Genomic DNA, 12,744 nt, shown 5'->3' with positions numbered 1-12,744 from the left:
TCCTAATGGGAGCAAAGGCGCTCCCTTGTCCCTATCGTTAATGAATAATAAAAAGCGGGGCAGGCCCCGCATCTCTCATGCCATTCTAACTGCTTATGGCGTGTTTTTGAATAACAACGGATCGAGCCCGCCCTTGAGGTCCAGCGCGCGCAAATCGTCAAAGCCACCAACGTGAAAATCATCGATATAAATCTGTGGCACTGTCCGACGTCCGGTCCGTGTCATCATGGCCTCGCGCTCGGCAGGGTCAAGGTCCACACGAATCTTCTCCACGGTAACGCCCTTGGCGTCCAGCAGCTGTTCGGCACGCATGCAATAAGGGCAATATGCCGTGGTATACATGGTGATCTTGGCCATGGCTTATCCCTTTACCAAGGGCAGCTTGGCCTGTGTCCAGGCATTCAGGCCGCCATCCAGTTCATACACCTGGGTGAATTCATGTTTACGTAGCGTGGCGGCCGCCTTGCTGGAACGCACACCGCTCTGGCAATGCACGATCACCGGTTTTTCGCGAAACTTTTGCAGCTCGGCCAGGCGATCCTCCAGCTTGGCCAGTGGTATATGCCGGGCGTCGTTGATATGCCCGGCAGCAAACTCGGCATCCTCGCGCACATCCAGCACCACGCCCTGGTTACGGTTAATCAGCAGCACCGCCTCGCTGGGGCTGACGCTCTTGGCGCCGCGCCGCAGCATGGGCCACAACAGCATGAGGCCAGAGCCGAAGGCCAAGCCGATATAAATTGCGTTATTGATCAGAAATTTCACTGTTAAGCCCTCGAAAAAATACCCCGAAAAATGCCTGCCGATTGTACCCAATTCCCAATGACATTGAATGACTATGCTGCCAATCAGCGGAATTTCAAGAGCGCCACGCCATGGTTAGCGATAAGGGCTGACGGGGGCTGACATTTACTTGCAGATTTATTGGCAAAAAATCTCTAAAATACAAGGCTCGTGTTCAATCAGCTGGAAAACAATCCCCCATGAAGGTCACCCCGGTCATACTGCTCATACTCGATGGTTTTGGTTATCGCGAAGAAATCAAGGACAACGCCATCGCCCAGGCTAACACGCCAAACTGGGATGCACTGTGGAGCCAATACCCGCACACGCTCATCAATGCATCGGAGCATTACGTTGGCCTGCCAGATGGCCAGATGGGCAACTCGGAAGTCGGCCATCTCAACATCGGCGCTGGCCGTGTGGTCTTCCAGGAGTTTGAACGCATCAACAATGCCATTGCCAGCGGCGAGTTTTACACCATGCCCGCCCTGGTCAATGCCGTACAGCAGGTCAAGCAGCAAGGCAAAGCCCTGCATATTTTTGGCCTGGTATCGGATGGCGGTGTACACAGCCATCAGGACCATATCCACGCCATGGTGCGCATGGCGGCACAGCAGGGGCTGGACCGCATCTATGTGCATGCCTTCCTCGATGGCCGCGACACGCCGCCCATCAGCGCCGGCCCCTATCTGCAAAAGCTGGAAGCCGCACTGACCGAAATCGGCGCGGGCAAAGTCGCCTCGGTATGTGGCCGCTATTACGCCATGGACCGCGACAAGCGCTGGGAGCGCGTGGCTCCGGCTTATCGTCTGGTAACGGAAGGCATAGGCGAATTCACCGCCAGTACCCCAGAAGAAGCACTGAGCGCGGCTTATGCCCGCGGTGAGAATGACGAATTCGTGAAGGCGACCGCCATCACCGCTCCCGGCAGCGCACCCTTGCGCATGGATGATGGCGACATGGTGGTCTTCATGAACTTCCGTTCAGACCGTGCGCGTCAGCTGACCCACGCCCTGCTCTCCCCGGAATTCGATGGTTTTGAGCGTCACCACCTTCCCCAGTTCAGCGCCTACTTCACGCTGACCATGTACGACAAGAACGAAGTGCGTGCCGTGCCCATCTTCCCCCCGATGGAAGTGCGCAACACCTTTGGCGAATACCTGGCAAGCCTGGGCCTGACCCAGCTGCGCATCGCCGAAACCGAAAAATACCCGCACGTCACCTTCTTCTTCAATGGCGGCGAAGAGCTGGTGTTCCCCGGCGAAGACCGCATTCTGGTGCCTTCACCCAAGGTGGCGACCTATGACCTGCAACCAGAAATGAGCGCGTTTGAAGTCACCGACAAACTGGAAGCCGCTATCTTGAGCCGCCAGTACAGCGCCATTATCTGCAACTTCGCCAACTGCGACATGGTAGGCCACAGCGGCAAGCTGGATGCGGCCATCAAGGCCGTGGAAACGCTGGACACCTGCGTTGCCCGCGTGATCAAGGCCATGCAATCCATCGGTGGCGAAGTCATCGTCACTGCCGACCACGGCAATGTCGAGCAGATGCAGGATTACACCAACCACCAGCCGCACACGCAGCACACCACCAACCTGGTGCCACTGCTGTATGTGGGTCGCGAGGCCACCATGTCGGCCACGGGTGCGTTGTCGGATATTGCCCCTACCCTGCTCAAGATGATGGGACTGCCGCAACCTGCGGAAATGACCGGGCACCCCCTCGTTCATTTCACCGCCCCGACGAATGCGTGATTACCTGCGTTTGTGGCCTGAGACATCTGCACTCGGGCTAGTCTTGCTGTGCGCGCTCAGCCTGGCATCAGGCATCAGCGTGGCAGCGCCCAAGGTGGAAAAATCCAAGGCGGAGCTGAGCGAGCTGCATGACAAGATCGAGTCGCTGAAAAAAGAGCTCGACGACACCAAGGAAGCCCATGCCGATGCCAGCGACGCGCTGAAAGAGAGCGAACAGGCCATCAGCAACACCAACCGCAAGCTGTATGAGCTGCAACAACAGCACCAGCAAACAAGCACGCAATTACAAGCCCTGCAGCAGCAGCAAAATGGCGTAGACAGCGAATTGCAAAAGCAGCAGCGCATGCTCTCCTCCCAGCTTTACACACAATACCTGCACGGTCAGCCGGGATACACGCAGCTTTTTCTGCAACAGGAAAACCCGGCCGATGCCGCCCGGCAATGGCAATACTATCGCTACGTTGCCCAGGCCCGGGCCGAGCTGATCTCTGGTATGCAACGCAACCTGGACAAACTCACCCGGCTGAATGAAGAAACCGCGGCCAGTCTGCAAAAACTGACAGAACTGAAAGCCGCCCAGGAGGCTGAACGCGCAGCCCTGCAAGCGCAAAAAAATCAGCGCAACAAGGTGCTGTTGAGCCTGGCCGCCAAGATCAACAGTCAGCGTGGTCAGATCGACAAGCTGAAGCGTGATGAGCAGCGCTTGTCAAAACTGGTGGAAAAACTGGCGCGCCTGGCCGCCATGCCACCGAAACGCAAACCGCAGAAGCCTGCAACAACAGACAAGGCGACCCCTTCATCGCCGCAAGTCATTGCCCGCAATGAAGACCTGCCGACCAATGCGTTTGAAGGCGGCAATTTTGCCTCGCTCAAAGGCAAACTCAACCTGCCGGTGCGCGGCGACATCATCAACCGCTTCGGCAGCTCGCGTGAGGATACCGGCGTCTCGTGGAAAGGCCTGTTCATCAAGTCGGCCGAAGGTAGCGAAGTGAAGTCGGTCGCCAGCGGCCGCATTGTGTTCGCCGACTGGCTACGTGGCTTCGGCAATCTCATCATCGTGGATCACGGCAATAGCTACATGAGCCTGTATGGCAACAATCAGGCATTGCTGAAGCAGGTGGGCGATACGGTCAAGGGCGGGGATACCATTGCCTCCGTCGGCAACAGTGGCGGCAACGAGGCCTCCGGCCTGTACTTCGAGCTGCGCTACCAGAGCAAGCCGTTTGATCCTTTGAGCTGGAGCGTGGTGCGCTAGTCACTCGTCAGGTAATCCCGGCAGCTTAAATCTGCGGCGTCAGACTGGGGCTGGCAACGTCTTCTGGAACATTCTGTGCAGGAATTTGCGCCTGCAAATAGCCATCAAACAAGCGGCACACACTTTGCCAGGAACACTGCGCCACTGCGCTGGCGGCGGCGCGGCCATATTGCTGCAGTAGCGCAGGGTCAGCGACCAGTGCCGTCGCCGCCTGTATAAACCCAGCGCTATCGCCAAACGGCACCCTGACGCCATTCACACCCGGCTGTATGAAGATTTCAGCCGCAGCATAGTCATACGCCACCACCGCCAGGCCGCTGGCCATGGCTTCGGTCAATACGTTGCCAAAGGTTTCGGTCATGCTGGGGAACAGGAAAACATCGCCGGATGCATAGTGCTCCGCCAGTTCCTCGCCCGACTTCGGCCCGCAGAAAATATGCTGTGGATAGCGACGCATCAGCTTGCGTGCCTCCGGACCACTGCCCACCCAGACCATGCGGGCTGTCGGGTTCACTTTCTGTATGGCATCAAATGCCTTGATCACCAGCGCCAGGTTCTTCTCCGCCGCCAGCCGACCGACGTAGATGACTGCCAGATCATCCGGGGCCAACCCCCATTCCGCCCGCAAGGCCGGGCTGCGCCGGGCAGGTGAAAACAGGCTGCTATCCACCCCACGCCCCAGCACCGCGACATTGCGATAATTTTCCTGCAGCAGCATCTGGCGCAGAGTATCGTTCGGCACCATGGTCAGCGCAGACTGATTGTGAAACTGGCGCAGATGACGCGTCACCAGGCCACGCAGCCAGCTCATGCCGTAGTGCTTGCAGTAGCGATGAAAATTGGTATGAAAACTGGAGGTGACGGGGATACCCATATTCCGCGCCACCTTGAGGGCGGCCCAGCCCAGTGGGCCTTCGGTGGCAATGTGCACCACATCTGGCCGGTCTTTTTTCCAGGCCTGGCGCAGTTTTTCCACCATGGGCATGCCAAAGCGCAAGCCGCTATAGCCTGGAATGGGCAAGCCGGGCACCAGCATGTGACCAGCAGAATCTTCGCCATCCGACTTCTGGCGCGGCCGCACCAGCCGCACCTGCCAGCCCAGGTCTGAAATGCCCTGCACCAGCCTCGACAGAGTCATGGCAACGCCATTGATTTCCGGCGGCCAAGTTTCCGTGACCAGTACCAGGCGCCGGACTTGCCCGATGGCGGGACGCACTATTGTTGTTTGATCATCCATGCCGCCATGGTTGCCGGGGTAGATGACAAACGCATGACGTTACGATGAAAGTTGAGTTTAACGAAGCTAAGCTTGTTTGTTATTTTTAATATCAAATGCACCAGTGACCACACCTGCACTTCCCCCGGTTTTATCCTGCATCAAATATTCCTGTTTAACTTTCGCAAATGACAAATGAATTGTCTCCATATGCAAACCTGAAGTGATATAAGGTTCAACATTAGTGATCACAACATCACTCATAGTTAGCTTGAAGTATGGTAACGGGACGCCACCAGCTTTCCTCATTGTAATAACGGCCTGAACAAAATGCTTACCCATCAGGCAAGATGTCATAAGAGCTGGGCTAGATCGATCAATCTGATGAGTTAGCACGAGATCATGAACTGTAGCTTTAGGAGCACCTCCACCTGAGCCACTGAGCATGCTAGATGACTGCTCAACCTTCCAACTCCAACTCATAACATCAATTTCGTTAACATGAAGCGAATCTTGGGACTCTCCAGTAATACCCTCAATTTTCAAAAAAATATCCGTTGCCATGCTCACCACTTTCAAGGAAGAAAAACGTCGCCAAAAAAATATTGCTAGCAGAATAAGAATGAAAAGGCCATTAATCATTATTAAAGATGGCAATGGATCAATCCACTTATCCATATTCGTAGTGCGAGAGTAATAGGGCGGACCATTCCCATAAAACTCATTAAGGTTAAGAAGATCGAAAATTAAAAGAAGCACTAAACCAAACCATATTGCTAGTAAATAAAAATGCGGATATTTGAAACGTCGGCTCATGCTAATACTGAACACTGAGAGGAATGAAGCAAGGCTTGGAAGAGTCTGTAATTGCATACAAGTCGCGAACAAAACTTTCCATAGCTGCATGGAGGTTAATACAGCCAGCAGTGCCAGCATGAGTACCACCATGAATGAAAAAACCACCGCGACTATAGGTTTCTGTCCCTGGCATAACATGGATGGTAATTCGATGATCTCCCCATGAATCACGCGATGCCAGACTGTACCAGTGGTTGGTCCACATTTGAAAAGGCTGTATCCAGTAGAGGCCTGCAGGAATAGGACCAGCCCTTCTCAATTTTTGCCGAGGAATAGAATAGCTAAAGACACCCTTAGCAATTGGTTGTCCAGATACTGCAGGATAGGACTTTCTTTTATTTCCCACCAAGGTCAGAAAGTATCCATTGAACACCAATGAGAACTCTGCTTTAGCACATGCGGGAACTGATGGATAAGCCTGCTCTTCATCATATCGATTTGTTATCACTGCTGAACTCTTTGATACTTTTTAATGGGTATCAAGAGTGCAATAAAAAGGGCTATGAGAAAATCACCCTTAAGGGCAAACAAGCAGGCAGATTTTGTATATATCGATTGAAATGGAAATCAAATAAAAATATCACTCGCCTATCGCGTGCAACAGCACTTTGCGCGTATGTGACATGCGGCGATGCTCATACAGGAAGATGCCTTGCCAGGTACCGAGCGCCACCGCACCGTTGAGGATGGGGATGGAGATACTGGTCTGTGTCAGCGCACTGCGAATATGGGCTGGCATGTCATCCGGCCCTTCGGCAGTATGAATGAAGAGGGGATCCCCTTCTGGCACCAGCCTCGCGAAAAAGGCTTCCATGTCCACCAGCACATCGCTATCGTAATTTTCATTCACCAGAATACTGGCCGAGGTGTGCTGAATATAAAGCGTAAGCAAGCCGGACTGCAGGCCGGTATCGGCTACCCAGCCCGTGACTTGCGGGGTGATGTCATACAGGCGCTTGCCCTGCGTGCGCACGGTGATGTGCGTGGATGATTGTTGCATCTGCTTCTCCCATGAGATCAAGCAGAATTATATGCCGGACAAGGCGGACACAGGGCAATGCGGCTGCGCTGTACTCCTCCTGTCCGGCATAGCAAGGATTACCAGCCGTAACCGTAACGGAAACTCGGACCGTAGAAAGGACGCCGCCAGTAGGGACCGGGGCCGTAGCTATAGCCCCACCAGGGGTCATAGTAAGGTTGATAGCGCAGCTGGTATTCGCGGCGCAAACGCTCCTGCTCTTCACGCTTGGCTTTTTCGCGCTTGTTGATTTCATCGGCAAAGCCTTCGCGCAAGGCGGCTTCACGGGTCTGGTAAATATAGTCCAGCACCTTGGGGCTGACGCCCTGCTTGCTCAACTCCACGGATTGCGAGGGCGTGAGGTCATACTGCGAGTTGCTGGCCTTGATTTTGGCGATCAGTTCATCTGGCGGTGTGGTTTTGGAAAGCTGCACCAGCTCTTCCAGGCTGATATTCGGAACCGGCTTCGGCATCAGGCGTTCCAGCTCCTCAGGGGAAATCCGCTTGACCTGCGGCTCCTGCTGGCCCGTGGTAGCACACGCCGCCAGCATCATCAACATACCGGCCAGCCAGAGCTGTTTGATTGTTTGCACGTTCATCTCCAGAACAAATAGTGATTGGTGTTTCGACTGTCAGGTACATTAAAAATTCATCGCCAACAGCAAGGGGCGGATGAAATGCATCCGGGCGGATATTATCCCTGCTTCATGATCACCCGCGTGGGGTCCACCACGCGCTCATCATAGGGATGATGCAGGCGCGGATATAACTCCATGACGCGTTTTACGTAAGCACGGGTTTCAGCATAGGGTGGAACGCCACGATAGCGCTCCACCGCACGTTCTCCCGCGTTGTAGCCAGCGACCGCCAGACGCACATCGCCCTTGAAGTAAGCCAGCAGCCAGCGCATGTAAGCGATGCCGCCGCGTATATTCTGGCTTGCATCGTAAGCGTTACGTACATTGAAACGCTCGGCAGTATCGGGGATCAGCTGCATCAGCCCCATGGCTTCCTTGGAGGAGCGGGCAGACAGCTTGAAATTGGATTCGACGGCAATAATCGACAGTATCAGTTTGGGATCCACCTGATGCCAGCGCGCCAGGGTATCCACCAAGCCGACCAGCCAGCGTTTGTTGGCAGGCAGGCTGGCGATGTGCTGTTCGATACGAGCGGCATCACTGCCGGCATAACTGTCTAATGGGGCTTTGTCCGGCGCGACATCTGCCAATACGCAGGTAGGCAATTCACTGGAGGTAAGCGCAATCGTCTCCAGCATGCGTTGCGCTTGCAGGTGCCCCTGGCTGGACGCCAGGGTGAACAGCGATGCGCCCAGCGCCTGGCTCTGCGGCACGCCCTTGCCAAAGGCATACAGCATGCCAAGCCGGTACTGCGCCTCGGCACTGCCCATACGCGAGGCTTGGCAATACAGACGAGCGGCCTGCCACTCCCCCTCCACTTCGTCCATGCTGCTTTCAAGGCGGCTGGCTTCCTGCAGCAATTGGCGAATGACAGGCGGCTCATTATCCAGAATGTCGTCCATTGCGCGCGCCTGCTGCGTCTGGCTGGCGGGCGAAGCGCTTTCAGCGGCCATGGCCATGCCAGCGGGCAAGCAGCTGAAAACCAGCATCCACACCAAGATCATCGGGAATTTACCCATGCCTGATTTACGTTACCCCATCATGAATTGAACAGTACATCCGCCCCGGCCTGCGCAGTGCACGCTTTACTTGAACGGCTTGCCATCGCACGTCTTGAGTCTGCCTCAAGGCTTGCAGCATTCTACGCCATTGCCATGCATAAAGGCCGGCGTCGCTCTATGCATCGGCTTGTTGTGCGGCCAGGATATTCGGCAATTTTTCCTGTATCCAGTCGGCCAGCGCTTCCACCCGCAAACCCACCTCCTGCCCGAGAGGGGTCAGGCTGTATTCCACATGTGGCGGCACCACCGGGTAAGAGGTACGCAGCACAAAGCCATCCTGCTCCAGCCATTGCAGGGTTTGCGCCAGCATGCGCTCGCTGACGCCGCCTATTTTCCGTCGTAAATCGCTGAAGCGATGCGTCCCGCCCAGCAAGGCCACCAGCACCAGCACGCCCCACCGACTGGTGACATGCTTCAACACTTCGCGCGAAGGGCACTGCGCGGCAAACACGTTGCCACGCTCCATCAGCGCGGAGAGCGATTCATCTTGTCGTAATTCCTGATTCGCCATGTTGACACTTACCTTTCTGTAAGTACTTACTAAAAGTTAGCTTGTTTGTTATTGTGCCTTTTCTTTCATTTCAAGCCAACAGGAGTTTTACCATGATCGTGATTACCGGAGCTTCCGGCCAACTCGGCCGACTGGTTATTGAGGAGCTGTTAACCTCGGTGCCTGCCAACCAGATTATTGCCGCCGTCCGCACCCCCGCCAAGGTAGCCGACCTCGCCGCCCGTGGCGTGGTTGTACGTCAGGCGGACTATTCCCAACCCGCTACGCTGGATGCTGCCTTTGCCGGTGCCAGCCAGATTTTGCTGATTTCTTCGAGCGAAGTTGGCCAGCGCCTGCCGCAACACCAGAATGTCATTGCCGCCGCCAAGCGTGCCAATGTCAGTCTGCTGGCCTACACCAGCCTGCTGCACGCCGATACTTCGCCGCTGGGCCTTGCCACCGAACATGTGGCTACCGAACAAGCCCTCAAGGCCTCCGGCTTGCCATATGCCATCCTGCGTAATGGCTGGTATACCGAAAACTACACCGCCAGCATTCCGCCTGCGCTGCAATACGGCGTAGTGCTGGGCAGCGCGGGCGACGGCAAAATCGCCTCGGCCACCCGCAGTGACTACGCTGCTGCCGCCGCCGCTGTATTGCGCACGTCCAACCAGGCAGGCAAGGTTTACGAACTCGCAGGCGATACCGCCTATACCCTGACGGAATTCGCCGCCGAGCTTACACGCCTCTCAGGCAAGGCCATCGCATACCAGAACCTGCCCCAGGCTGACTATGCCAAAGCGCTGCTGGATGCCGGGCTGCCCGATTTTCTCGCCGAATTGCTGGCGGATTCAGACACTGGCGCCTCCAAGGGTGGCCTGTTTGATGACAGCCATCAGCTGAGTCAGCTGATCGGCCGGCCGACAACGCCTCTGGCGACTGCTATCGCTGCCGCGCTGTAATTCGCCTGAAAATAGCGCACAAGAAAAAAGCCGACATGACGTCGGCTTTTTCGTTTTACTACCGGTGTTTCACACTTACCGGATCAAACTTCGGGCTATCAAATGCAGGGCTTATCGCACTCAGGCCTTGCTGAACAACATCTTGCCACCCTTGTACTCGACCTTGATCGTATCCTTGGCGGCAAAATTACCACTAAGGATTTCCCGCGCCAGCGGATTCTCGATCTCGGACTGAATGGCACGCTTGAGCGGACGGGCGCCATACACCGGATCAAACCCGGCTGCGGCAATCTCCGCCAGCGCAGACGGCCTGACTTCCAACTGCATGTCCATCGCATTCAAGCGTTTTGCCAGGCTTTGCAACTGGATGCCGGCAATCGACTTCACATGCGCCTCACCCAGAGAGTGGAACACCACCACTTCATCGATACGGTTGATGAACTCGGGACGGAAATGGGTTTTGACTTCGCCCATCACCGCCAGCTTCACGACCTGGTAATCGTCTCCACTCATGCTCTGTATCATCTGGCTGCCCAGATTGGACGTCATGATAATAACCGTGTTCTTGAAGTCCACCGTACGCCCCTGGCCATCGGTCAGGCGACCATCGTCCAGCACTTGCAGCAGCACGTTGAATACATCCGGGTGCGCTTTTTCCACCTCATCCAGCAGGATCACGCTGTAAGGTTTGCGTCGCACAGCCTCGGTCAGCGTGCCACCTTCTTCATAGCCCACATAACCGGGAGGCGCGCCAATCAGGCGCGATACCGAATGCTTCTCCATGAACTCGCTCATGTCGATGCGCACCAGATGCTCTTCCGAATCAAACAGGAAGTTGGCAAGGGCCTTGCACAGCTCGGTCTTGCCGACCCCCGTCGGGCCCAGGAACAGGAAGGAGCCATAAGGCCGGTTCGGGTCGGACAAACCAGAGCGCGAGCGGCGGATGGCATCGGCCACCAGTCGCACGGCCTCATCCTGGCCGACCACGCGCTCGTGCAGCTTGTCTTCCATGGTCAGCAATTTGTCGCGTTCCCCCTGCAGCATCTTGGACACGGGGATCCCGGTCGCGCGGCTCACCACCTCGGCAATTTCCTCGGCGCCCACCTGAGTGCGCAGCAGACGGTTTTTCACCGGCACGCCGTTCAACTCTTCCGACGCGGCCTTGTTGAGCTGGGCTTCCAGCTGCGGCAATTTGCCATACTGCATCTCCGACACGCGCTGCCAGTCGCCTTCACGCTTGGCTTCTTCCATCTGCTGCTTCAGCTTTTCAATGGCTTCCTTGATATGGGCCGAGCCTTGCACCTGGGCTTTTTCCGATTTCCAGATATCGTCCAGGTCGGCATATTCCCGCTCCAGGCGCTTGATCTCGTCTTCAATCAGATCAAAGCGTTTTTGCGAGGCTTCGTCCTTTTCCTTGCGCACCGCTTCGCGCTCGATCTTGAGCTGGATCAGGCGACGGTCCAGCTTATCCATCACCTCCGGCTTGGAGTCGATTTCCATTTTGATGCGCGAGGCGGCCTCATCGATCAGGTCAATCGCTTTGTCGGGCAAAAAGCGGTCGGTGATATAGCGCTGCGAGAGTTCAGCCGCCGCCACAATCGCCGGGTCGGTAATCTCCACGCCGTGGTGCAACTCGTATTTCTCCTGCAAACCGCGCAGGATGGCAATCGTGGCTTCCACACTGGGCTCATCCACCAGTACTTTCTGGAAACGGCGCTCCAGCGCGGCATCTTTCTCTATGTACTTGCGGTATTCGTCCAGCGTGGTGGCACCCACGCAGTGCAGTTCACCGCGTGCCAGCGCAGGCTTCAGCATATTGCCTGCATCCATGGCACCATCGGCCTTGCCCGCACCGACCATGGTGTGAATTTCATCGATAAAGACGATGGTCTGGCCTTCGTCCTGTGCCAGCTCTTTCAGCACGGATTTCAGGCGCTCTTCAAAGTCGCCGCGGTATTTGGCGCCTGCCAGCAATGCCGCCATATCCAGCGACAGCACTCGCTTGTTCTTCAACGATTCCGGCACCTCGCCATTCACGATGCGCTGTGCCAGGCCTTCCACAATCGCGGTTTTACCCACGCCAGGCTCGCCGATCAGCACCGGGTTGTTTTTGGTGCGGCGTTGCAGCACCTGAATTGCGCGGCGGATTTCATCGTCACGCCCGATCACCGGATCCAGCTTGCCAGCGCGAGCGCGCTCGGTCAGGTCCATGGTGTATTTCTTCAGCGCCTCGCGATTGCCTTCCGACTCCTGGCTGTTCACCTGATCACCACCACGCACAGCGTTGATGGCCGCTTCCAGTGCGGTTTTGTTGAGTCCAGCCTGCTTCAGCAGCTTGCCGGTATCGCCCTTGTCCTCGGCCAGCGCCAGCAAAAACATCTCACTGGCAATATAGGCATCACCTCGTTTTTGCGCATGCTTGTCGGTCAGGTTCAAGAGATTATTGAGCTCGCGCGACACGGTAACTTCGCCTGTGCTTTCCTCCATCTTGGGCAGGCTTTCCATGGCCTGCTGCAAATTTGTTTTCAGGCTGCCGACATTCACGCCAGCCCGTGACAGCAAGGAGACCGTGCCGCCATCGTCCTGATTGATCAGGGCGGCCAGCAAGTGCTGTGCTTCTATGCTGGGATTATCGTTACCTACGGCCAGACTTTGGGCGTCGCTCAGGGCTTGCTGGAATTTGGTCGTCAGCTTGTCTATACGCAT

General features: G+C 56.1%; 13 protein-coding genes. 3 read left to right on the top strand and 10 right to left on the bottom strand.

The window, feature by feature from the left end; genetic code table 11:
• Positions 1-93 precede the first annotated feature (93 nt).
• Together grxC and LG203_RS01820 are read right to left on the bottom strand one after the other, a co-directional pair.
• On the bottom strand, positions 94-357 hold the full coding sequence (grxC, locus tag LG203_RS01825; RefSeq protein ID WP_230344237.1) for a glutaredoxin 3: 264 nt from the start codon (positions 355-357) through the stop codon (positions 94-96).
• Positions 358-360: 3 nt separating this feature from the next.
• Positions 361-765, bottom strand: coding sequence for a rhodanese-like domain-containing protein (locus LG203_RS01820; RefSeq protein ID WP_230344236.1), 405 nt, complete (start codon positions 763-765; stop codon positions 361-363).
• A gap of 218 nt (positions 766-983) precedes the next feature.
• Here LG203_RS01820 and gpmI point away from each other — a divergent pair, with 218 nt between their 5' ends.
• Both gpmI and LG203_RS01810 read left to right on the top strand, forming a co-directional pair.
• The gene (gpmI, locus tag LG203_RS01815) at positions 984-2,540 is read left to right on the top strand and encodes a 2,3-bisphosphoglycerate-independent phosphoglycerate mutase (protein WP_230344235.1); all 1,557 of its coding nucleotides are present in this window, start codon (positions 984-986) and stop codon (positions 2,538-2,540) included.
• The gene (locus tag LG203_RS01810; protein ID WP_230344234.1) at positions 2,533-3,795 is read left to right on the top strand and encodes a murein hydrolase activator EnvC family protein; all 1,263 of its coding nucleotides are present in this window, start codon (positions 2,533-2,535) and stop codon (positions 3,793-3,795) included. The genes gpmI and LG203_RS01810 overlap by 8 nt, the downstream gene beginning before the upstream one ends.
• A 25-nt stretch (positions 3,796-3,820) precedes the next feature.
• On the opposite strand, the gene LG203_RS01805 is transcribed toward LG203_RS01810, so the two are convergent.
• The 7 genes from LG203_RS01805 to LG203_RS01780 all read right to left on the bottom strand — a co-directional run bounded on the left by LG203_RS01805 (position 3,821) and on the right by LG203_RS01780 (position 9,097).
• Entirely contained in the window at positions 3,821-5,032 is a 1,212-nt protein-coding gene (locus tag LG203_RS01805; protein ID WP_230344233.1) for a glycosyltransferase family 4 protein, read from the bottom strand.
• Between the two features lie 66 nt (positions 5,033-5,098).
• A complete protein-coding gene (locus LG203_RS01800; RefSeq protein WP_230344232.1) occupies positions 5,099-5,947 on the bottom strand; it encodes an Hcp family type VI secretion system effector in 849 nt (282 codons plus the stop codon).
• Positions 5,829-6,215, bottom strand: coding sequence for a L,D-transpeptidase family protein (locus tag LG203_RS14460; RefSeq protein ID WP_407665337.1), 387 nt, complete (start codon positions 6,213-6,215; stop codon positions 5,829-5,831). Before LG203_RS14460 ends, LG203_RS01800 begins: the two co-directional genes overlap by 119 nt.
• Before the next feature lie 234 nt (positions 6,216-6,449).
• Positions 6,450-6,869, bottom strand: a complete 420-nt coding sequence (locus tag LG203_RS01795; RefSeq protein ID WP_230344231.1) for a secondary thiamine-phosphate synthase enzyme YjbQ — start codon at positions 6,867-6,869, stop codon at positions 6,450-6,452.
• Between the two features lie 98 nt (positions 6,870-6,967).
• Positions 6,968-7,486, bottom strand: a complete 519-nt coding sequence (locus LG203_RS01790; protein WP_230344230.1) for a hypothetical protein — start codon at positions 7,484-7,486, stop codon at positions 6,968-6,970.
• Between the two features lie 95 nt (positions 7,487-7,581).
• Positions 7,582-8,544: a lytic transglycosylase domain-containing protein gene (locus LG203_RS01785; RefSeq protein WP_230344229.1), complete on the bottom strand. Its 963-nt coding sequence runs from the start codon at positions 8,542-8,544 to the stop codon at positions 7,582-7,584.
• 157 nt (positions 8,545-8,701) lie between these two features.
• Entirely contained in the window at positions 8,702-9,097 is a 396-nt protein-coding gene (locus LG203_RS01780) for a winged helix-turn-helix transcriptional regulator (RefSeq protein ID WP_230344228.1), read from the bottom strand.
• Between the two features lie 92 nt (positions 9,098-9,189).
• Here LG203_RS01780 and LG203_RS01775 point away from each other — a divergent pair, with 92 nt between their 5' ends.
• Complete coding sequence (locus LG203_RS01775) at positions 9,190-10,038, top strand: SDR family oxidoreductase (protein ID WP_230344227.1); 849 nt, start codon at positions 9,190-9,192, stop codon at positions 10,036-10,038.
• Between the two features lie 120 nt (positions 10,039-10,158).
• Here the strand turns inward: LG203_RS01775 and clpB are convergent, their stop codons facing one another.
• Entirely contained in the window at positions 10,159-12,744 is a 2,586-nt protein-coding gene (gene clpB / locus LG203_RS01770) for an ATP-dependent chaperone ClpB (RefSeq protein ID WP_230344226.1), read from the bottom strand.

Origin of the sequence: Methylovorus mays (assembly GCF_020531915.1) — a bacterium.
In the GTDB taxonomy this organism is placed as follows: Bacteria; Pseudomonadota; Gammaproteobacteria; order Burkholderiales; family Methylophilaceae; genus Methylovorus; species Methylovorus mays.
Note: the sequence above shows the minus strand (reverse complement) of the source record. Positions and strands in the feature narration are given on the sequence as shown.

What these genes read in the sequence shown, in the direction of transcription:
- grxC (WP_230344237.1), bottom strand. Translation starts at nt 357, where the DNA reads ATGGCCAAGATCACCATGTATACCACGGCATATTGCCCTTATTGCATG.
- gpmI (WP_230344235.1), top strand. Translation starts at nt 984, where the DNA reads ATGAAGGTCACCCCGGTCATACTGCTCATACTCGATGGTTTTGGTTAT.
- LG203_RS01810 (WP_230344234.1), top strand. Translation starts at nt 2,533, where the DNA reads ATGCGTGATTACCTGCGTTTGTGGCCTGAGACATCTGCACTCGGGCTA.
- LG203_RS01805 (WP_230344233.1), bottom strand. Translation starts at nt 5,032, where the DNA reads ATGGATGATCAAACAACAATAGTGCGTCCCGCCATCGGGCAAGTCCGG.
- LG203_RS01800 (WP_230344232.1), bottom strand. Translation starts at nt 5,947, where the DNA reads ATGCTGGCACTGCTGGCTGTATTAACCTCCATGCAGCTATGGAAAGTT.
- LG203_RS01795 (WP_230344231.1), bottom strand. Translation starts at nt 6,869, where the DNA reads ATGCAACAATCATCCACGCACATCACCGTGCGCACGCAGGGCAAGCGC.
- LG203_RS01790 (WP_230344230.1), bottom strand. Translation starts at nt 7,486, where the DNA reads ATGAACGTGCAAACAATCAAACAGCTCTGGCTGGCCGGTATGTTGATG.
- LG203_RS01785 (WP_230344229.1), bottom strand. Translation starts at nt 8,544, where the DNA reads ATGGGTAAATTCCCGATGATCTTGGTGTGGATGCTGGTTTTCAGCTGC.
- LG203_RS01780 (WP_230344228.1), bottom strand. Translation starts at nt 9,097, where the DNA reads ATGGCGAATCAGGAATTACGACAAGATGAATCGCTCTCCGCGCTGATG.
- LG203_RS01775 (WP_230344227.1), top strand. Translation starts at nt 9,190, where the DNA reads ATGATCGTGATTACCGGAGCTTCCGGCCAACTCGGCCGACTGGTTATT.
- clpB (WP_230344226.1), bottom strand. Translation starts at nt 12,744, where the DNA reads ATGCGTATAGACAAGCTGACGACCAAATTCCAGCAAGCCCTGAGCGAC.